This is a genomic window from Micromonospora sp. NPDC049900 (genome assembly GCF_044461025.1).
In the GTDB taxonomy this organism is placed as follows: Bacteria; Actinomycetota; Actinomycetes; order Mycobacteriales; family Micromonosporaceae; genus Micromonospora.
Map to the genome: position 1 here is coordinate 72,832 of NZ_JBITKM010000005.1, position 19,864 is coordinate 92,695.

Here is a 19,864-nt window from a genome sequence, read left to right on the forward strand (position 1 = left end):
CTCAGCCGCCCGGATTCTCCATCCGGCCGGCGACCACGCTCTCGCCGAGCGCCGCCGTCTCCGCGTCGGTCAGCCGGTACGTCCCCTCCGCCGTCGCGGTCATCACCACCGGGAAGATCCGCCGGGTCAGGTCGGGGCCGCCGGTCGCGGTGTCGTCGTCGGCGGCGTCGTAGAGCGCCTCCACCGCCAGCCGCGTCGCGTCGTCGACGGAGAGCCCGGGCCGGAACCGCTTCTTCAGCGCCGACCGGGCGAACAGCGAACCCGAGCCGATCGCGTCGTAGCCGGTCTCCTCGTAGGGGCCGCCGGTCACGTCGAAGCTGAAGATGCGCCCGGCCCGCGCCGGGTCCTTGGCGGCCAGGTCGAAGCCGGCGAACAAGGGGATCACGGCCAGCCCCTGCATCGCCGCCCCGAGGTTGCCCCGGATCATCGCGGCGAGCCGGTTGGCCTTGCCGTCGAGCGAGAGCATGGCGCCCTCGATCTTCTCGTAGTGCTCCAGCTCCACCTGGAACAGCCGCATCAGCTCGATGCCGATCCCGGCGGTCCCGGCGATCCCCACCAGCGAGTACGCGTCGGCGGGGTGGACCTTCTCGATGTCGCGCTGCGCGATCAGGTTGCCCATGGTGGCCCGCCGGTCGCCGGCCATCACCACACCGCCGTCGGCGACGATGGCGACGATCGTGGTGGCGTGCGGGGCCAGGTCGGCGGCCATGCCCGGCGGCAGCGGCCGGCGGCCGGGCAGCAACTCGGGGGCCACCTTGCTCAGGAACGTGGTGAAGGAGGACGTCCCCGCGTTGGTGAACACATCTGGTAGACGCCCGGATGGATCAAAACCCGCTGCCACGTGGTTCCTCTCAGGTACGTGATGGCCCTGGCCAGCCTCGTAGGACTGTCACGGAACTGGCCAAGACCACCGGTGCAGTTGAAGCAGATTATCCCGCGCACCCACCCGGTGCGATGATCGTGGTCCACAAGTTCCGGATCGGGTTCACCACAGGCCGCGCCGACCCCACCACGCCCGGCGAGAAATGGACATGAGCCCTATTCTCCGCCCTTCTGGACGTACCCCCTCACGAACTCCTCGGCGTTCTCCTCCAACACGGAGTCGATCTCGTCGAGCAGGTCGTCCACGTCCTCGGTGATCTCGGCGTGCCGCTCGGCGACCTCCGGGTTCGCCTCGACGGTGACGTCCTCGATCTCCTCACCCTGACGGGACTTGCCCGTCTGCGACTGACCGCCGCTGTCATGAGTGGCCACTGTTGCCTCCTCCACGATCGCCTGCGATGAACTTACCTCGCGGGAACGACGAAACGCCCGTCGCGCGCCGGTACGGCACCAGCGCGCGGGCACCGCACGAGAGCGACTCAGCCGCCGGTCAGCGTCTCCAGCAGGTCCTTGGCGCTGGCGCACCTGTCGAACAGCGCACCCACGTGCCGCCGGGTGCCCCGCTCCGGCTCCATCATCGGCACCCGGACCAGGGACTCCCGTCCGACGTCGAAGATCACCGAGTCCCAGCTCGCGGCGACCACCTCGGAGGCGTACTGCGCCAGGCAGCGGCCCCGGAAGTAGGCCCGGGTGTCCTCCGGCGGCTCGGTCATCGCGGCCTGCGTCTCGGCGTCGGGCAGCAGCGTCTTCATCGCCCCCCGGGAGACCAGGCGGTGGTAGAGCCCCTTCTCCGGCCGGACGTCGGAGTACTGCAGGTCGACCAGTTGGAGCTTGTGCGAGCCCCAGCCGAGCTTCTCCCGTTCCCGGTAGCCCTCCAACAGCCGCAGCTTGGCCACCCAGTCCAACTCGTCGGCACAGAGCATGACGTCGCGGCCGAGCCGGTCGAGGACGTTCTCCCACCGGTCCAGCACGTCGGTGGTCTGCTCGTCGACGTCGCTGCCGTACCGGTCCTCCACGAATGCCCGGACCCGCTCCAGGTAGGCCCACTGGATGTCCAGGGCGGTCAACCGACGACCGTCGCGCAGCCGCATCCGATGCGTCAGCGACGGGTCGTGGCTGACCGCGCGCAGCTCACCGACCGGGTCGGCGATGCCGAGGTCAGGGCCGAGCGCCTTCTCCTCGATCATGGCGAGGATCAGCGCGGTGGTGCCCACCTTGAGGTAGGTGGAGATCTCGGACAGGTTCGCGTCACCGATGATGACGTGCAGGCGGCGGTACTTGTCGGCGTCGGCGTGCGGCTCGTCCCGGGTGTTGATGATCGGCCGCTTGAGCGTGGTCTCCAGCCCCACCTCGACCTCGAAGAAGTCGGCCCGCTGCGAGATCTGGAAGCCGCTCTGGCCGCCGTCCTGCCCGATGCCGACGCGACCGGCGCCGCAGACGATCTGCCGGGTCACGAAGAACGGGGTCAGGTACGCCACGATGTCGGCGAAGGGGGTCTGCCGGCGCATGAGGTAGTTCTCGTGCGCGCCGTAGCTGGCGCCCTTGTTGTCGGTGTTGTTCTTGTAGAGGTGGATCGGCGCGCTGCCCGGGATGGTGGCCGCGCGGCGAGCCGCCTCGGCCATCACCCGCTCCCCCGCCTTGTCCCAGCGCACCAGGTCCCGGGGGTTGGTCACCTCCGGGGTGGAGTACTCCGGGTGCGCGTGGTCGACGTAGAGCCGGGCCCCGTTGGTGAGGATGACGTTGGCCAGCCCGAGGTCCTCGTCGGCGAGCGCCTCGGCGGGGTCGTACGCCGCCCCGGAGTAGGTGAAGCCACGTGCGTCCCGCAGTGGTGACTCCTCCTCGTAGTCCCACCGCGCCCGGCCGCCCCGGTTGAGTTCCGGGCGGGCGCCGTAGGCGTTCACCACCTGGGACGAGGTGACCATCGGGTTGGCCCCGGCCTGACCGGGCACGGAGATGCCGTACTCGACCTCGGTGCCCATGATCCGTCTTACGCTCATCGACCTACCCGCTTCGCTTGCCCGACCGGTCCCCCGTCACGTCGAGCGTAGTCGCCGCTCGGGCACGTCGGGGCGTGCCGGTGCGCTCGGGACGCCGCGGGTCGCACCGGTCAGTCCCCGGGCCTCTCGATGATCATGGATTCGATGGTGACCCGTTCGCGTATCTCGGGCAGCGAACGGAGCAGTCTCCTGGCCCGCGACTCCGCGCCGGTGTCGGTGGCCACCAGGCGGATCCGGCCGGGCGTCGCGTGCAACATCTGCCAGGTCCGACCCGGTTCGATGAAGAGCAGGCTGTAGGTCGCGTCCTCGGTCTGTGCGGTGGTGCCCTGCAGGGTCGAGACGCAGATGTTCTCCAGATAGGAGTCGTACGTGCCACGGTCGAGCACGAGGGTGGTCACTCCCTCGACGGCCGGGAACCGGCGGGCGACCTCGTCGCACACCACGGCCGCCCGGGACGGCTGGGTGACCTCCATGTGCACCCAGCGCTGCGCCCAGGTCCGCGGTTCGACCACGAGCAGACTCCGGTGCCAGCCGGTGACGCCGCCGAACAGCACGACGGTGGCGGCGACCGCGACGGCGGTGACCCCGGCGACGGCGGTACGCGCCGGCCGGCCCCGTTCCGGTACCGGCAGCAGCCGGACGACGGCGGCCATGCCGACGATGAGGAGGACGGTCGTGAGGTGCGCGGCCTTGTTGAAGTAGTAGCCGATCTCGCCGCCGAGGACGAGGCTGACCAGCCCGATGCCCGCGGTGAACAGGGTGCTGGCCAGGAGCACGAACAGCCAGCGTCGCCAGGTGGGGTCGGTGCGCCCGAGGCGGACCGCGAAGACCAGCAGGGCCGGTACGACGAAGACGCCGAGTCCCCCGAACGCCAGCCAGGTCTCGGTGAGGTCCGGGCCGACCGTGGCGCTGAGCGCCTCGGTCTGGTTCGCCCGGAGCACGCCGAGCAGGATCGGCACCGGGGCCAGCACGAAGGTGGCCAGGCCCACCACCCGGGCGGTGTGGCGGACCCGGAGCACCTCGCTGCGGCGGACCAGCAGCGAGCCGAGCACGAGGAGCACGGCCGGGGGCAGGAACAGGTAGTAGACGTATCCGATGCCGACCACCAGGGCGCCGAGCAGCAGCAGGTGCTCGCGGGAGGCGGTGATCGGTCGGGCGACGAGGACGGCGAGGACGACGGCGAGGGTCAGCCCGAGCGTCTCGGTGGGGTAGCCGGACCACAGCATCCGGGGCAGTTGGCTGCCGAGGACGAGGGCGCCGACGACGACGGTGAGCACGCCCCGGCTCAGCGGGTGCAGCGGACCGGGCAGCCGCTGGGCCGCCCAGAGCATGGTGAGCACCAGCAGGCCGAATCCGGCGACGTTCCACCACAGGAACGGCTCGGCCAACCCGGCGGCTGCGGGGGCGCTGCCGGGCGGCACGAGGAAGCCGTTGAGCAGCGCGACGGTCAGGTGCCAGCCCTGCGGGTAGTAGACCAGCAGCCCGACCAGGTGTTCGCGGACCGCGTCCGCGTCGGTGAAGGCGTACCCGCCGTGCCGACCGAGGACGTCGACGAGGGTGAGGTGACGCAGGTAGTCCTCGCCCCGGCTGAAGATGGTGAGCCGGCCGACGAGGTCACCGGCGCGCAGCAGGGGCTGGGCGAGGTACCAGACGATCGCGGCGGTGCCGACGACCGGGAACAGGTCGGCCCAGGCGGGACGCGGCAGGGTGGGACGCCGGCCGCTGGCCAGCGCGGCCAGCACCAGGACGGTCAGGGCGGTGCCGGTCACCGGCACCGGCGCCATCCCCCAGGGCCAGGCGGTGAGGAACAGACCGGCCACGGTGGTGAGGCAGACCAGCAGGACGGTGGCGAGGACCAGCCGGTCGAGCAGGGTACGTCCGCCGCGCAGCAGGCTCGCGGTGGTGAGCAGCACCAGTGGGGGCAACAGCCAGGCGACGTCGACCGCGACCGCGGCCAGCGGCAGGAGCCAGGCCAGGGCCAGGGCGACGGGGCCGAGGACGAATCTGCGCCGGTACGGCGGCGTGGAGCTCGCGGTCGGTGCGACCGGTGGGGCGAGCGCGCTCTGGTCGATGGACACGCGCATCCTTCACCAATAGGGATGGAAGGGAAAGATCCACAGTCTAGCGACGCCCTCCGGCCCGTACTCGGCGGGCCGGAGTGTCCCCACCGCGCCGTGCGGCGGTACGCGACGGGGCCCGCGACGCGTCGCGTCACGGGCCCCGGTGGCGCGACCGGTCAGAGGTACTGGCCGGTGTTGCTCGCGGTCTCGATGGAGCGACCGGCTTCGGCGCCCTTGCCGCCGGAGACGAGCGTGCGGATGTAGACGATCCGCTCGCCCTTCTTGCCGGAGATCCGGGCCCAGTCGTCGGGGTTGGTGGTGTTGGGCAGGTCCTCGTTCTCGCGGAACTCGTCGACGCACGCGTCGAGCAGGTGTTGCAGGCGAAGTCCCTTGCGACCGGAGGTGAGGAACTCCTTGATGGCCATCTTCTTGCCGCGGTCCACGATGTTCTGGATCATCGCGCCCGAGTTGAAGTCCTTGAAGTACAGGACCTCCTTGTCGCCGTTGGCGTAGGTCACCTCGAGGAAGCGGTTCTCCTCGGTCTCCGAGTACATCCGCAGCACCACCGCGTCGATCATCGCCGCGACGGTGGCCTGGGCGTCCTGACCGTGCTCGGCCAGGTCGTCCGCGGACAACGGCAGACCGGAGAGGATGTACTTGGAGAAGATGTCCTTGGCCGCCTCGGCGTCCGGGCGCTCGATCTTGATCTTCACGTCGAGCCGACCCGGCCGCAGGATCGCCGGGTCGATCATGTCCTCCCGGTTGGAGGCACCGATGACGATGACGTTCTCCAGGCCCTCGACACCGTCGATCTCGCTGAGGAGCTGCGGGACGATGGTGTTCTCCACGTCGGAGGAGACGCCGGAGCCCCGGGTCCGGAAGATCGAGTCCATCTCGTCGAAGAAGACGATCACCGGAGTGCCCTCGCCGGCCTTCTCCCGCGCCCGCTGGAAGATCAGCCGGATGTGCCGCTCGGTCTCGCCGACGTACTTGTTGAGCAGCTCGGGACCCTTGATGTTGAGGAAGAAGCTGGTGTGCTTCTCCTCACCCCGCCGCTCGGCGATCTTCTTCGCCAACGAGTTGGCGACCGCCTTCGCGATGAGCGTCTTGCCGCAGCCGGGCGGACCGTAGAGCAGGATGCCCTTCGGCGGCCGGAGTTGGTGCTCCCGGAACAGGTCGGCGTGCAGGAACGGGAGTTCCACCGCGTCCCGGATCTGCTCGATCTGGGACTGCAGGCCGCCGATGTCGGCGTAGTCGACGTCCGGCACCTCCTCCAGGACCAGTTCCTCGACCTCGCTCTTGGGGATCCGCTCGTACGCGTACGCCGAGCGGGGTTCGATCATGAGCGAGTCGCCGGCCCGGATCGTGCTGCCGATCAGGGTCTCGGCCAGGTGCACGATCCGCTCCTCGTCGGAGTGCGAGACCACCAGCGCCCGGTCACCCGGGACACCGTCGGGGCCCGCCAGCACCTCCTTGAGCATCACCACCTCGCCGACCCGCTCGAAACCGAACGCGTCGACGATGTTGAGTGCGTCGTTGAGCAGGACCTCCTGGCCGCGCCGCAACTCACCCACGTCCAGCGAGGGTGAGACGGCCACGCGCAGTTTGCGCCCGCCGGTGAAGACGTCGACCGTGCCGTCCTCGTGCCGGGCCAGGAAGATGCCGTAGCCACTGGGGGGCTGGGCGAGACGGTCGATCTCCTCTTTGAGCGTCACGATCTGCGCGCGAGCCTCTTTCAGAGTGCTCACGAGCCGTTCGTTGTTCTCGGTCAGCCGCGCCAACTGCGCCTGGGTGGCCGCCAGCCGCTCTTCGAGCTGCCGGACGTGTCGGGGGCTTTCGGTCAACTTGCGCCGCACGAGAGCGAGTTCCTCTTGCAGGAACGCGACCTGCGTGGAGAGATCGTGGGCCTCCTTCTCCCACCGTGCGGCGCGCGAGTCCGCGTCGTCGCTGCGTGCCACGTCCCACCTCCCCGGGGGGCTCGAACGTTCTGCCCTAACACTAGCCGCTATGAGCCCGATTCGGTCCTCCGCAACGCGCCCGTCACCGAAGCTTGATCGCCAAGGGTGGGTGGCGGGGCGGGTACGGGCATTCGGGTACCGTCGTGGGGTGGGACGGGAGAACATGGGGGGTGCACCGGTGGTCGAGGTCGCGACCGACCAACTGCAGGTCTGGGTGGACCAGGACCTGTGCACGGGTGACGGGTTGTGCGTGCAGTACGCGCCGGAGGTCTTCGAGTTCGACGTCGACGGCCTGGCGTACGTCAAGGGCCCCGACGGCGAGCTCCAGCAGGCCCCGGGCGCCCGGGTGGACGTGCCGGAGCATCTCCGCCTCGAGGTGATCGACTCGGCGAAGGAGTGCCCCGGCGAGTGCATCCACGTCGTACGCGGAAGCGACGGCGTCGAGGTGGCCGGCCCGGACGCCGAGGACTGACCGGCCGGCCGCTAGAGCAGCGGACGACCGACCACCGAGGCGACCAGCCGGGCGAACTCCTCCAGCCGGGCGATCTGCCCGGCGCCGCCGTCGTCGAGCGTCTTGCCGAACCGCAGCGCGTCGTGCCGGGGCCCACCGGCGGCCTCCTCGCTGGGCGGTGACTCGTCCAGCGAGGTCAACAGCAGGTAGACGTCGATGCTGTCGACCCGGATCTCACCGTTGTCGTGGCGGAACAGCCGACGTCGGCACCCCACCTCGGTGACCGAGGAGACCGGCACGACCCGCAGCGACGAGGTCATCGAGCCGGGCGGGCCCTCCCCCGGCGGCACGTCCTCGCCGTGCCAGAGCACCAGCCGACTGCCGTCGCAGACGACGACCTCCTGCCACACCCCGTTCACCTCGTTGACGAAGCGTTCCAGCGTGAAGCCGAGCACCGAGGCACCGCGCAGCACGCCGCCGAGCGCCTCCAGGGCGACGTCGGGGTCCCGCAGGTAGGCGCGGGCCGCCGACTCGAGGTCGGTGTAGGGGGACCAGTCCGGGAAGACCGCCGGCAGGTCGCCACCGCCGAAACCGGGACGGCTCATGCCGTCACCCCACCCCGCCGGCCCGGACCGGCGGCACCGGCCCGCGTCGACCCGCGTCGAGGATCAGCCCGTTCACTCCGCGCCGCCCCAATCCGCCGTCACGGCCTGTCCGTCTCCTGCGTCGTGTCGGGTTCGGCACCGTCGGGCGGTGCCTGCCGGGCCGCCTCCGCCGCGCGCAGCGCCTGGCGCCGTTGCGCGTACGCCTCGCTGCCCTTGCTGGGCTTGCGACGGCGGGGCGGGGCGGTGACTCCGGGGGCGAGCTTACGCGCGGAGACGAGGAAGGCGGTGTGGGCGATCATCCGGTGGTCGGGCCGGACCGCCAGCCCCTCGGCGTGCCAGTCCCGCACCAGCGACTCCCAGGCACGCGGCTCGGTCCAGCCACCCCGCTCGCGCAACGCCTCGACCAGCTCGGAGAGCTGCGGGGTGGTGGCCACGTAGCCGATGAACACACCGCCGGGCAGCAGCGCCCGCTCGACCATGTCCAGGTTCTCCCACGGGGCCAGCATGTCCAGGATGATCCGGTCGAAGCCGGTCTCCGGGCACCCGGCCACGTCACCGGTGTGCAGGTGCCAGGCGGGGTGCGGGCCGTTGAAGAACGCCTCGACGTTGCGCCGGGCGATCTGGGCGAAGTCGTCGCGCACCTCGTACGAGTGCAGCTCGCCGGAGGCGCCCACGGCCCGCAGCAGCGAGCAGCTCAGCGCGCCGGAGCCGGCGCCGGCCTCCAGGACCTTCGCGCCCGGGAAGACGTCGCCCATGGCGACGATCTGCGCCGAGTCCTTGGGGTAGATCACCTGGGCGCCACGCGGCATCGACAGCACGTAGTCCGACAGCAGCGGACGCAGCGCCAGGAAGGCGGTGCCGCCGCCGGAGGTGGTGACCACGCTGCCGTCGGGCAGGCCGATCAGCGCGTCGTGCGCGAGGATGCCCCGGTGGGTGTGGAACTCCTTGCCCGGCTCCAGGGTGATGGTGTGCATCCGGCCCTTCGGGTCGGTCAACTGCACCCGGTCACCGGGACGGAACGGCCCGCGGTGCACGGCGGGCGGCTCCACTGTCTCGGCGGGCGATTCGGTGCCCGGGGTGGCCGGGCCGGCGGAGTGGGTCACGGTCACGTGTTCATCTTCCGGTGAGGTTCGAGCAGTCGCGCCAGATCCGCGATGTGCAGAATGCCGACGACATCTTCGCCTGCCGTCACGAGGTACTGCGCGGCCGGGTGGGCCTGCACCCCCTCCAGCACCTGTTCCCCGTCCGTGTCGACCGGCAGGGTGGGCAGGTCGACGAGGGAACGCGCCACCGCGTCGACGGCGATCCAGGGGCGGCGGGCCTCCGGCACGGCCGCCGCCGCGGCCGGGTCCACCACCGCCACCGGCCGACCCGCCGAGTCGGTGACCAGCAGCGCCACGCTCGCCTCCCGCACCGCCTCGGCGGCGCGGCGCTGTGCCTCGGCGAGCGGCGTGCCGGTGGGTACGGCGAAGGTCGGTCGGGCCAGCCGGGCCAGGTCGACCAGGGGCAGCCGGCGGCCGATCCGGGACATCCGGATCGACTGTCCGGCGCCGTGCCAGAGGGTGAGCGCGACCAGTGCCGTCAGCGGCAGGGCGAGCAGGCTCAGCATGTCCACCGCGTAGAGCACCGCCACCAGCAGCGCGGTGCCCACGGCGAGGACCCGCCCGACCCAGCCGGCGACCTCGGTGGCGGCGTGCTTGTTGCGGGTGACCGCCCAGATCACCGCCCGCAGCGCCCGCCCGCCGTCCAGCGGCAGGCCGGGCAGGATGTTGAAGACCGCGACGATGATGTTGCTCGCCGCCAGTTGGAACGCCAGTTGGTCGGCCACGGTGCGGTCGGGCAGGGCCAGCATGGCGGCGACGGCGATCACGCCGAGCACCGCGGAGACCGCCGGGCCGGCCAGCGAGACGTAGAGGTCCACCCGGGGGGACGGGGCGTCCCGGTCCATCTCGGTGTACCCGCCGAGCAGTTCCAGGGTGATCCCGCGCACCCCGATGCCGAACCGTCGGGCGGTGAGGGCGTGCCCGAGTTCGTGGAGGAGCACCGAGCCGAGCAGCGACACGACGAACCCGGCGCCGACCAGGTAACCGCCGATCGGGGAGAGTTGCAGGCGCTGGCCGGCCAGCTCCCCGTAGAGCACGATGATCAGCACGGCGAGCAGCAGGATCGAGGCGTTCAGGTACAGCGGCACCCCGAAGACCCGGCCCACCCGCATGCCGGGACGCCGGCCGGCGCGCGGTCGACTCCTCTGTTCCACCGGCCCGATGCTACGCGGCGGGAGATCACCTCCCGGTGCGGTGCCGGTGGTCCTGTCACACTCGTGCCCTAACCTTCCGGACATGACGGCGGATCCGGTGATCACTCGACAGGCCCCGACTCCGACGCAACTGCCGGCGACGGTGCGCGCCTCGCTCTCACCGTCGCGGGCGGCCGACTTCAAGACCTGCCCACTGCTCTACCGGTTCCGCAGCATCGACCGCCTGCCCGAGCGGACCACCGTCGAGCAGGCCCGGGGCACGCTGGTGCACGCGGTGCTGGAGCGGCTGTTCGACCTGCCGTCGGCCGGTCGTACCCCGGAGGCGGCCGGCGATCTCGTGTCGCCGCAGTGGGACCGGCTGGTCACCGAGCAGCCGGAGCTGTCCGGGATCTTCGAGGGTGACGATCCGGCCGCCGTGACGCAGTTCCTGACCTCGGCGGCGGCGCTGCTGGAGGGCTACTTCACGGTGGAGGATCCACGCCGCCTGGAGCCCGCCGAGCGGGAGAGTCTGATCTCCGCGGTGGTCGACGACGAGCTGCTGATCCGGGGTTACCTGGACCGGCTCGACGTCGCGCCGGACGGCGCGCTGCGGGTGGTCGACTACAAGACCGGCGGCGCGCCGAGGGAGGCGTTCGAGGCCCGCGCCCTGTTCCAGCTCAAGTTCTACGCCCTGGTGCTCTGGCGCACCCGGGGCGTGGTGCCCCGGGTGCTGCGGCTGCTCTATCTCAAGGACGCCGAGGTGTGCGACTACGCGCCCGACGCCGAGGAGTTGGTCCGCTTCGAGCGCACCGTGGTGGCGTTGTGGCGGGCGATCGAGCAGGCCACCGCCAACCGGGACTTCCGTCCCCGGCCGAGCCGGCTCTGCGACTGGTGCAGCCACCAGGCGCTGTGCCCCACCTTCGGCGGCACCCCGCCGCCCTTCCCCGAGCAGGCGGCGACGGCGGATCCGCTGCGCGACGCCCGGTCCGGTCCGGCGTCTCCGGGCGCCGACGAGTAGGTGCCCCTCCTCCCCAGGGAGGAGGGCAGGTCACCGCAGGAGACGATCTTTCGCCCGAACGGGCGGATAGCGTCGGAGCGTGGGTACGGATCCGAGGGAATGGCTGCGTCGCCACCCGCTGGCCGCCGACGGGCTGCTGGTCGTCGGGCTGGCGGTGGCGGAGGTCGTGCTCACCCTGCTGACGCCCCGGGACTTCTGGCCCCGGCCGCTGTTCGCCGCGCTGGGCTGGAGCCTGGTGTGCGCCGCGCCGGTGCTGGTGCGCCGGAGAGCACCGTGGCCGGCGGTGCTGGCCGCACTGGCGACCCTGGCCCTGCCGCTCACGCTGGAGATCTCCCCGGCGACGCAGAGCTTCACCTTCGTCGTGCTCACCTACACGATGGCCGCGTACCGGCCGGTGCGCCCGGCGGCGGTCGCGGCGGCGGTGCTCTGGCTACCGGTGTCGCTGGTGGCCACGCTGACGCCCTTCGAGGCCATGCCGCAGGTCAACTCGGCCTACCTGGTGGCGAACAACCTTCTGATCGGCATCGTGTCGTTCTCGGTGGGGCGGACGGTGCACGCCCGGCGGGCCAGCACCCAGGCGCTGCGGGAGCGGGCCCGGATCGCCGAGGCCACCCAGCGCGCCCTGGCCGAGCAGGCGGTCACCGACGAGCGGCGGCGCATCGCCCGGGAACTGCACGACGTGGTGGCCCATCACGTGAGCGTGATGGGGGTGCTGGCCACCGGGGTACGCCGGGTGCTGCGGCGTGACCCGGACGCCGCCGAGGAGGCGATCGGCACCATCGAGGAGACCAGCCGGGCCACCCTGCGGGAGCTGCGCCGCCTCCTGGACGTGCTGCGTACCGAGGCGGAGACGGCGGCCGAGTTGTCCCCGCAGCCGGGGATCGCCGGCATCGAGGCCCTGGCCGAGCAGGTTCGTGAGGCGGGGCTGCCGGTGACGTTGACGGTGCGGGGCGCGCCCGCCGCGCTGGCGGAGGGCGAGGCGCTGACCGTCTACCGGATCGTGCAGGAGGCGCTGACGAACGCGCTCAAGCACGCCGGCACGGCGACCGCGCAGGTGCGGGTGAGCTTCGCCGACGACGCGGTGGAGGTCGAGGTCACCGACACCGGTCGGGGCCCGATGCCGGACACCGACCGGGTCGGACACGGACTGGTCGGGATGCGGGAGCGGGTCGCCCTCTACGGTGGTGTCCTGCGCACCGGCGCGCGGCCCGGCGGCGGTTACCGGGTGCACGCGAGGATCCCGGTGGAGACCATGCTGGATGCCGGGACGTCCCGGTGACGGCGAACGTGGAGGACGACATGACCGAGGCGACGCCGTCGCGACGCCCGATCCGGATCCTGCTCGCCGACGACCAGCCGCTGCTGCGTACCGGCTTCCGGATGGTGCTCGGCGCGGAGACCGACCTGGACATCGTGGCCGAGGCCGGCGACGGCGCGGAGGCCGTGGACCTGTCCCGCCGGCTGCTGCCGGACGTGGTGCTGATGGACATCCGGATGCCCCGTATGGACGGGGTCACCGCGACCCGGGCCATCGTCGACGCGCGGCTGCCGGTCCGGGTGCTGATCCTGACCACCTTCGACCTCGACGAGTACGTGGTGGGCTCGCTGCGGGCCGGGGCGAGCGGCTTCCTGGCCAAGGACGTGCCGGCCGAGGACCTGGTCACCGCGATCCGCACGGTGGCCGCGGGCGACGCGGTGGTGGCCCCGCGCATCCTGCGTCGGCTGCTGGACCGTTTCGCCGAGGCCCTGCCCGACCCGGCGGCGACGCCGCCGAAGGGCCTCGGCACGCTGACCGAGCGGGAACGGGAGGTGCTGGTGCACGTCGCCCGGGGGCTGTCCAACGCGGAGATCGCCCGGGCGCTGTCGGTCAGCGAGACCACCGTCAAGACGCACGTCGGGCACGTGCTGACCAAGCTGGGGCTACGCGACCGGGTGCAGGCGGTGGTGCTGGCGTACGAGTCGGGCCTGGTCCGACCCGGCGCGTAACGTCCGCGTCGCATAGGTCACCTACAGTGACCGCCGGTGACGGAAAGGGGTCGACCTGCACCCGGCGGCACCGTTCACGATGAGCTCGCCCGGCCGCGAGGGGTGGCCGGGCCGGCCCGGCGTCGGGGACAACCCTGACGGCGCTTAGGGGGTACCCGCACCCGGAAATCCGCCTCGTCTCCGCCCGGAGTCGGACGGATCCGCGTCGGGCAGCACAGAAGATGGACTCGTGCCGGACCAGCGGGGGCGGCGCGATTCGAGACCGACGGAGAGGTACGAGACGTGACCGCTACGACAGGCCAGTCGGCACCGGCCGCAGCCCGGGCGAGCGACGTGTGGAAGGTGTACGGCAGCGGCGAGGCCCAGGTCGTCGCGCTACGGGGGGTCAGCGCCGAGTTCGAGCGTGGCCGGTTCACGGCCATCATGGGCCCGTCCGGGTCCGGCAAGTCGACGCTGATGCACTGCCTGGCGGGGCTGGACACGGTGACCAGGGGGACGGTGCACGTCGGCGACACGACGGTCACCGGTCTCGGTGACTCCGGCCTGACGAAGCTGCGCCGGGACAAGATCGGCTTCATCTTCCAGCAGTTCAACCTGCTGCCCACGTTGACCGCCAAGGAGAACATCCTGCTGCCGCTGTCGATCGCCGGCCGCAAGCCCGATCCGGCCTGGTACGACGTGGTGATCGACACCGTCGGGCTGCGGGACCGGCTGGACCACCGGCCGGCGCAGCTCTCCGGCGGCCAGCAGCAGCGGGTGGCGTGCGCCCGGGCACTGGTGGCCCGCCCCGAGGTGATCTTCGCGGACGAGCCGACCGGAAACCTCGACTCGCGGGCCGGCGCGGAGGTGCTCAACTTCCTGCGCAACTCGGTGCGTGAGCACGGCCAGACCATCGTCATGGTGACCCACGACCCGACCGCCGCCGCGTACGCCGACCGGGTGGTGTTCCTCGCCGACGGCCAGATCGTCTCCGAGCTGATCGAGCCGACCGCCGACACGGTGCTGGACACCATGAAGAAGCTGGACACGCCCGCCGAGGTGGCCGGCTGATGTTCCGGGCGACTCTGAAGAGCCTGCTGGCGCGGAAGGTCCGGCTGGTCCTGTCCGGCCTGGCCGTGGTGCTCGGCGTCATGTTCGTCTCCGGCGCCTTCGTGCTCACCGACACGCTCGGGCGCACCTTCGACCAACTGTTCGCCGAGGCGTACGAGGAGGTCGACGTCAGTGTGTCGGCCAAACCGAAGCTCGCGGTCAACGAGATGGAGGGCGAGCAGGTCCAGGCGCCGTTCCCGGCCGACACGGTGGAGACCGTCCGGGCAGTGCCGGGCGTGGCCGACGCCACCGGTGTGGTGGTGTCCGACGGCGCGCGGATGATCGGCAGCAACGGCAAGGTGGTCGCCTCGTTCGGGCCGCCGCAGCTCGGTGGCAACTGGCTCGGCGAGAGCGACCTGGTGCGGTTGCGCGACGGGCGTGGGCCACAGGCCGACGACGAGATCGTGATCAACCAGTCGTTGGCGAACGCGGGCAAGGTCGCCGTCGGCGACCGGGTGGGCGTGCTCACGCTGAGTCCTCGGCAGGACTTCACCATCGTCGGGATCTTCGGCTACAGCGGTGACCGGGACTCCCTCGGTGGCGTCAACGAGGTCATGTTCACCACGCCGGCCGCCCAACGGCTGATGCTCGGCGAGCCGGACGTGTTCAACAGCATCACCGTCACCGCCGCGTCCGGTGTCACCGACGACGCGCTGCGCGACAGCGTGGCCGGCGCGCTCGGCGACGACTACGTGGTCAAGACCGGCGAGGAGCTATCCGCCGACGCCGCCGCCGGGCTGAAGGAGGGGCTGACCTTCTTCAACCGGATCCTGCTCGGCTTCGCCGCCGTGGCGCTGCTGGTCGGCACGTTCCTCATCCTGAACACGTTCTCAATCATCGTGGCGCAGCGGACCCGCGAGTTGGCGTTGCTGCGGGCGGTCGGCGCCAGCGGCAAGCAGATCATCGGCTCGGTGGTGCTGGAGGCGATCGCGGTCGGCCTGATCGCCTCGGTGCTCGGTCTGGCGGCCGGCTTCGGCGTCGGCGCGCTGCTGGCGTACCTGTTCAGCTCCGTCGCCGGTGGGCTGGAACTGACCGGGTTGAGCATGCCCGCCTCGGCGGTGATCGGCGCGTTCTCGGTCGGTCTGGTCATCACGGTGCTGGCGGCGTTGTTGCCGGCGCTGCGGGCCGCCCGGATCCCGCCGATCGCGGCGATGCAGGACGTGGCCACCCCGGACCGCCCGCTCACCAAGATCACCATCGCCGGGACGCTGGTGACCGGGATCGGTGCCGTCCTGCTCTTCCTCGGACTGAACGGTCATGCGGGCGGCAACACCCTGGCCACCATCCTCGGCGGCGTGCTGTTCGCGTTCATCGGGGTGGCCCTGCTGACGCCGCTGATCAGCAAGCCGGTGGTGGCGGCGCTCGGCTCGGTCTTCGCCGGCTGGGTGCCGGGCAGGCTGGGCCGGCTCAACTCGGGCCGCAACCCGCGCCGCACCGCGATCACCGCCGCCGCGCTGATGGTCGGCATCGCGCTGGTCACCGGCATCACGGTGATCCTGGACTCGGCCAAGAGCAGCATCAGCGGCCTGGCCCGGGACAGCATCAAGGCCGAGTTGGTGATCGCCGGGGCGCAGAGCGGTCCCCGTCCGCCCACCTTCGACCCGGCGGTGCTGGCGGAGGCGAAGGAGATCCCGGGGGTCCGCGTCGCCGACGGTCTCTACGGCGACCTGGCCATGGTCGACGACGAGCGCACCTTCGTCGGCGCGGTGACCGAGCCGGCCGCGCTGCGCCAGGTCTACAGCCTCAACGCCGCCGCCGGGGACATCGACCGGATCGGTGCGGGGCAGATGCTGGTCAGCGAGGAGACCGCGAAGGAGCGGGGGCTGTCGGTCGGGTCGACGACGTCGGTGCAGTTGGCCCGGGGCGAGCCGGGCACGTACACGGTGACCGGCATCTTCGAGGACACTCCCCTGTTCACCGGCGTACAGATGGTGCTGCCGACGGAGGTGGCCCGCAACTTCACCGTGCCGCAGCCGAGCCAGGGCTTCATCCAGCTCGAACCGGGCACGTCGGTCGCCGACGTCCAGCCGCGCATCGAGACGCTGCTGGCGGACAGCCCCGAGGTGTCGGTGGTCGACCTGAACGCCTTCGTGGAGCAGCAGGCCGGTCAGCTCGACACGTTGCTCACGATGATCCAGATCCTGCTGGCGCTGGCCATCGTGATCGCCGTACTCGGCATCATCAACACCCTGGCCCTGTCGGTGCTGGAGCGGACCCGCGAACTGGGCCTGCTACGCGCCATCGGCCTGCGACGCTCGCAGACCATGGGCATGATCACCGTGGAGGCGGTGGTGATCTCCGTCTTCGGCGCGCTGCTCGGGGTGGTCGTCGGCACCGGCCTCGGCGCCGCGGTGGTCGAGGCGCTGCGCAGCGAGGGGATCAACAAGCTGGTGCTGCCCTGGGGCCAGATGGGACTCTTCCTCGGTCTGGCCGCGATCATCGGTGTGATCGCCGCCGTCCTGCCGGCGATCCGGGCCGCCCGGATCAACGTCCTGGGTGCGATCGCCCACGACTGAGCGGCACGTCACGGGTCCCGACACCACGGCGACGTGGTGTCGGGACCCGGTCGTCTCCAGCGCGCGGGCGTCAGGCTCGGCCGCCTACGGGGTGCGGGCGTCAGGCTCGGCCGCTTTGCGGGCGTCAGGCCCGCGACCGCACCAGCAGCGCGGCGAGCAGGTCCAGGTCCGCGGCGAGCAGACTCTCCAGTTGGTGTACGCCGTCGCGAGGGTCCAGCGGCACCTCCGCCGGTACGGCCAGCACCGCCGCACCGGCGGCGACCGCGCTGGCCACCCCGGTCGCCGAGTCCTCGATCGCCACACACTCGTCGATCGGTACGCCGAGCAGCCGCGCCGCCGTCAGGTACGGCTCCGGATGCGGCTTGGTGGAGTCGACCTCGTCACCGCAGACCACCACGTCGAAACTGTCCCGGCCCAGGGTGTCCAGGGCGATCTCGACCAGGGCCCGGCCACTGGAGGTGACCAGCGCGGTCGGGATCCGGGCCTGCCGGACGGCGCCGAGCAGCGCCAGCGCGCCGGGACGCCACTGTAGGCCGGTGCGGAACAGCTCCAGGATGCGGGCGTTGATCCACTCGGCGCTGAGCTGCGGATCGCGGTGCGGCTGGCCCAGGTCGTCGTGCAGGATCCGCATCGAGTCGGCCATCCCGGTGCCGACGATCGCGCGGCGGGCCTCGGCGGAGAGGACACCTCCGTAGCTCTCCGCGAGCTCCTGAAGGGCGACGTCCCACAACCGCTCGCTGTCCACCAGCGTGCCGTCCATGTCGAAGAGCACTGCGGCCGGTCGGGCGCTGCTCACCGGATCCTCCTCGGGTCGGGTACCCGGTCGATCCTTCCAGCCCGCCGGAGCCGCCGGTCGGGCGACGCCCGACACGGTGACGTTCGTCAACCGAGATCGCAGGCGGCCAGGGAGCGCTCATAGCCCCGGAAGAACATCGCGGCGCGCTGCTCCGGGGTGCCGTGCGAGCCCTCGGCGAACCACGGCTGCCCAGGATCGTCGCCGACGGCCAGCAGACCCTCGTTGAACTCGTCGAGGTCCCCCTCGTCGAGAGTCAGCGTGCCGGCGCGTACCGAGTCGCCGAGGTACGCCCCGGCCATGCAGTCGGCCTGCAACTCCTGCTGGATGGTGAAGTCGTAGCGGATGCCGAGCCGGGTCTGGACGCCGTGCGCGTACTCGTGGCCGAGCAGATAGAACACGAACGCGTCGCCGATCTGCCGAAACGCCCGGAACGACCAGTTGACGTCGTAGGCGACGTAGTCGCTGACGGTGCAGTAGACCGCGTTGTTGCGCGGCACCTCCTGCCCGCCGCAGGAGACCTCGCCGTCCCGCTCGTACGGGATGATCCGGCGGATCGGCTGGAAGGACAGGCCGGAGGCGCGGAAGTACTCGGCCCAGTACCGTTCGGCGAGGCGCGTGGCGTCGGCCATGTCCTGCTCGAACTCCTCGACGGTGTCGGTGCCGTCGGCCCGGGTCACCTCGGTGCTGGGCGACGCCGGTGCGGGTGACTCGGCGGGCCCGGTCGGTGCGCCCACCGGCTCCACCATGCAGGCGGTGGCCGCCACCAGCGCCACCGCCAGCCCGGCGAGCCTCCCCCGGCTCCGCTGCCCCGCACCTACCCGCACCCTGTGCCTCCCGCCTCGACGCCGGACCAGTACCCCGACGGTAGAACCGTCACGCCCGTCACCGTCTGGTACGCCGTACCGGCCGGTCCGGTTCACCGGCACCGTCCACGTGATCCTTTACGCCGGGCGCGGTATGACCTCAGCACTGGCGGCCTGCTCTCAGGGGCTGGCGGCGAGAAACACGAAGGCGGCCAGCAGCACCAGGTGCACCCCGCCCTGGAGCAGGGTGGCCCGGCCCGGCACCACGGTCAGCACGCCGGTGACCACGGTCAACGCGAGCAGGGTCACCTGGGTGCCGCCCAGGCCGAGCAGCAGCGGACCCTCCAGCCAGATCGAGGCGATCGCGATCGCCGGGATGGTCAGCCCGATGCTGGCCATCGCCGAGCCGAGCGCGAGGTTCAGGCTGATCTGCACCCGGTCCCGGCGGGCCGCGCGGGCGGCGGCCAGCGTCTCCGGCAGCAGTACGAGCAACGCGATGATGACGCCGACGAACGCCGGAGGAAGGTTCACCGCGGCCACGCCCGCCTCGATCGCCGGGGAGACCGACTTGGCGTCGCCGACCACGGCCACCAGGGCGACCAGCAGCAGCCCGAGGCTCGCCATGGCCTGCCGGGTCGACGGCGGATCGGCGTGCGCCTCCTCCGGCAGCACCTCCCCCGCACTGCCGACGGGCAGGAAGTAGTCCCGGTGCCGGCCGGTCTGCACCATCACGAACAGCGCGTAGAGCGCGAGCGACACGACGGCGGCGAAGGTGAGCTGGGCCGGACTGAACTGCGGGCCGGGGCGGCCGATGGTGAACGTCGGCACCACCAGGCACAGCGTCGCAAGGGTGGCCACGGTGGCCAGCGCACCGCCGGTCCCCTCCGGGTTGAACACGGCCAGTCGTCGGCGCAGCGCGCCGATGAGCAGCGACAGGCCGAGGATGCCGTTGCACGTGATCATGACGGCGGCGAAGACGGTGTCCCGGGCCAACGACTCGGTCTTCTCCCCGCCACTGATCATCAGCGTGACGATCAGCGCGACCTCGATGACGGTGACCGCCACCGCCAGCACCAGCGACCCGTACGGCTCGCCGACCTTGTGCGCGACCACCTCGGCGTGGTGCACGGCCGCCAGCACCGCGCCGGCCAGGAAGAACGCCACCACGATGACCATCACGCCGGTGAGCTTGCGGTCCCACGTCAGCCCCAGCACCAGGAGGGCGGCGACGGGCACGGAGACGGTCCAGGTGGTCATGGCGCGACGCAACGCGGGCATGATCTGGATCCTGCCAGCAATAATGATCATGAGCGGCGAACCGGCGAAGACTCCCCCGACCGCGCCTGGCGGTAAGGAGGGGACCCTTCCTATACCGGAGGCGTTAGGAGGGTGCCCTTCCTTTCACACAGCCCGCCGCGCGCAGCCCGCCGCGTCGTACGGGCTGATCGGGACGTGAACGATTCGGTC

General features: G+C 71.5%; 18 protein-coding genes. 6 read left to right on the forward strand and 12 right to left on the reverse strand.

What is annotated here, in order from left to right; translation table 11 throughout:
- Position 1 precedes the first annotated feature (1 nt).
- The 6 genes from prcB to arc form a co-directional block, all read right to left on the reverse strand.
- Complete coding sequence (gene prcB / locus ACIBMZ_RS14305; RefSeq protein WP_396693686.1) at positions 2 to 841, reverse strand: proteasome subunit beta; 840 nt, start codon at positions 839 to 841, stop codon at positions 2 to 4.
- Entirely contained in the window at positions 760 to 969 is a 210-nt protein-coding gene (locus ACIBMZ_RS14310) for an endonuclease domain-containing protein (RefSeq protein WP_350694810.1), read from the reverse strand. Before ACIBMZ_RS14310 ends, prcB begins: the two co-directional genes overlap by 82 nt.
- Positions 970 to 1,038: 69 nt before the next feature.
- On the reverse strand, positions 1,039 to 1,254 hold the full coding sequence (locus tag ACIBMZ_RS14315; RefSeq protein ID WP_396693688.1) for a ubiquitin-like protein Pup: 216 nt from the start codon (positions 1,252 to 1,254) through the stop codon (positions 1,039 to 1,041).
- Positions 1,255 to 1,361: 107 nt separating this feature from the next.
- Positions 1,362 to 2,879 (reverse strand): depupylase/deamidase Dop, encoded by a 1,518-nt coding sequence (dop, locus tag ACIBMZ_RS14320; protein WP_396693690.1) that lies wholly within the window; start codon positions 2,877 to 2,879, stop codon positions 1,362 to 1,364.
- Between the two features lie 110 nt (positions 2,880 to 2,989).
- Positions 2,990 to 4,957, reverse strand: coding sequence for a hypothetical protein (locus ACIBMZ_RS14325; RefSeq protein WP_396693692.1), 1,968 nt, complete (start codon positions 4,955 to 4,957; stop codon positions 2,990 to 2,992).
- Positions 4,958 to 5,115: 158 nt separating this feature from the next.
- The gene (gene arc, locus ACIBMZ_RS14330; protein WP_396693694.1) at positions 5,116 to 6,897 is read right to left on the reverse strand and encodes a proteasome ATPase; all 1,782 of its coding nucleotides are present in this window, start codon (positions 6,895 to 6,897) and stop codon (positions 5,116 to 5,118) included.
- A gap of 178 nt (positions 6,898 to 7,075) precedes the next feature.
- Between arc and ACIBMZ_RS14335 the strand changes: the two genes are divergently transcribed.
- The gene (locus ACIBMZ_RS14335) at positions 7,076 to 7,369 is read left to right on the forward strand and encodes a ferredoxin (protein ID WP_396694159.1); all 294 of its coding nucleotides are present in this window, start codon (positions 7,076 to 7,078) and stop codon (positions 7,367 to 7,369) included.
- A gap of 11 nt (positions 7,370 to 7,380) precedes the next feature.
- On the opposite strand, the gene ACIBMZ_RS14340 is transcribed toward ACIBMZ_RS14335, so the two are convergent.
- The 3 genes from ACIBMZ_RS14340 to ACIBMZ_RS14350 form a co-directional block, all read right to left on the reverse strand.
- On the reverse strand, positions 7,381 to 7,953 hold the full coding sequence (locus ACIBMZ_RS14340) for a hypothetical protein (RefSeq protein ID WP_117227855.1): 573 nt from the start codon (positions 7,951 to 7,953) through the stop codon (positions 7,381 to 7,383).
- A gap of 98 nt (positions 7,954 to 8,051) precedes the next feature.
- Complete coding sequence (locus tag ACIBMZ_RS14345; protein ID WP_396694161.1) at positions 8,052 to 9,002, reverse strand: tRNA (adenine-N1)-methyltransferase; 951 nt, start codon at positions 9,000 to 9,002, stop codon at positions 8,052 to 8,054.
- A gap of 56 nt (positions 9,003 to 9,058) precedes the next feature.
- Positions 9,059 to 10,168, reverse strand: coding sequence for a site-2 protease family protein (locus ACIBMZ_RS14350; protein WP_396694163.1), 1,110 nt, complete (start codon positions 10,166 to 10,168; stop codon positions 9,059 to 9,061).
- 124 nt (positions 10,169 to 10,292) lie between these two features.
- Here ACIBMZ_RS14350 and ACIBMZ_RS14355 point away from each other — a divergent pair, with 124 nt between their 5' ends.
- The 5 genes from ACIBMZ_RS14355 (at position 10,293) to ACIBMZ_RS14375 (ending at position 16,798) form a co-directional block, all read left to right on the forward strand.
- Positions 10,293 to 11,207, forward strand: coding sequence for a RecB family exonuclease (locus ACIBMZ_RS14355; protein WP_396693696.1), 915 nt, complete (start codon positions 10,293 to 10,295; stop codon positions 11,205 to 11,207).
- 79 nt (positions 11,208 to 11,286) lie between these two features.
- A complete protein-coding gene (locus ACIBMZ_RS14360) occupies positions 11,287 to 12,486 on the forward strand; it encodes a sensor histidine kinase (protein ID WP_396693698.1) in 1,200 nt (399 codons plus the stop codon).
- 20 nt (positions 12,487 to 12,506) lie between these two features.
- On the forward strand, positions 12,507 to 13,193 hold the full coding sequence (locus ACIBMZ_RS14365) for a response regulator (RefSeq protein WP_396694165.1): 687 nt from the start codon (positions 12,507 to 12,509) through the stop codon (positions 13,191 to 13,193).
- A gap of 282 nt (positions 13,194 to 13,475) precedes the next feature.
- Positions 13,476 to 14,243 (forward strand): ABC transporter ATP-binding protein, encoded by a 768-nt coding sequence (locus tag ACIBMZ_RS14370; protein WP_396693700.1) that lies wholly within the window; start codon positions 13,476 to 13,478, stop codon positions 14,241 to 14,243.
- Complete coding sequence (locus tag ACIBMZ_RS14375; protein ID WP_396693702.1) at positions 14,243 to 16,798, forward strand: ABC transporter permease; 2,556 nt, start codon at positions 14,243 to 14,245, stop codon at positions 16,796 to 16,798. Before ACIBMZ_RS14370 ends, ACIBMZ_RS14375 begins: the two co-directional genes overlap by 1 nt.
- A 124-nt stretch (positions 16,799 to 16,922) precedes the next feature.
- Here the strand turns inward: ACIBMZ_RS14375 and ACIBMZ_RS14380 are convergent, their stop codons facing one another.
- From ACIBMZ_RS14380 to ACIBMZ_RS14390, 3 genes are all read right to left on the reverse strand, one after another.
- Positions 16,923 to 17,570: an HAD family hydrolase gene (locus tag ACIBMZ_RS14380; protein ID WP_396694167.1), complete on the reverse strand. Its 648-nt coding sequence runs from the start codon at positions 17,568 to 17,570 to the stop codon at positions 16,923 to 16,925.
- 110 nt (positions 17,571 to 17,680) lie between these two features.
- Positions 17,681 to 18,448 carry a neutral zinc metallopeptidase gene (locus ACIBMZ_RS14385; protein ID WP_396694169.1) on the reverse strand — a complete coding sequence of 256 codons (768 nt, stop codon included), beginning with the start codon at positions 18,446 to 18,448 and terminating at the stop codon, positions 17,681 to 17,683.
- Between the two features lie 129 nt (positions 18,449 to 18,577).
- Positions 18,578 to 19,675, reverse strand: coding sequence for a calcium:proton antiporter (locus ACIBMZ_RS14390; protein WP_396693704.1), 1,098 nt, complete (start codon positions 19,673 to 19,675; stop codon positions 18,578 to 18,580).
- Positions 19,676 to 19,864 lie beyond the last annotated feature (189 nt).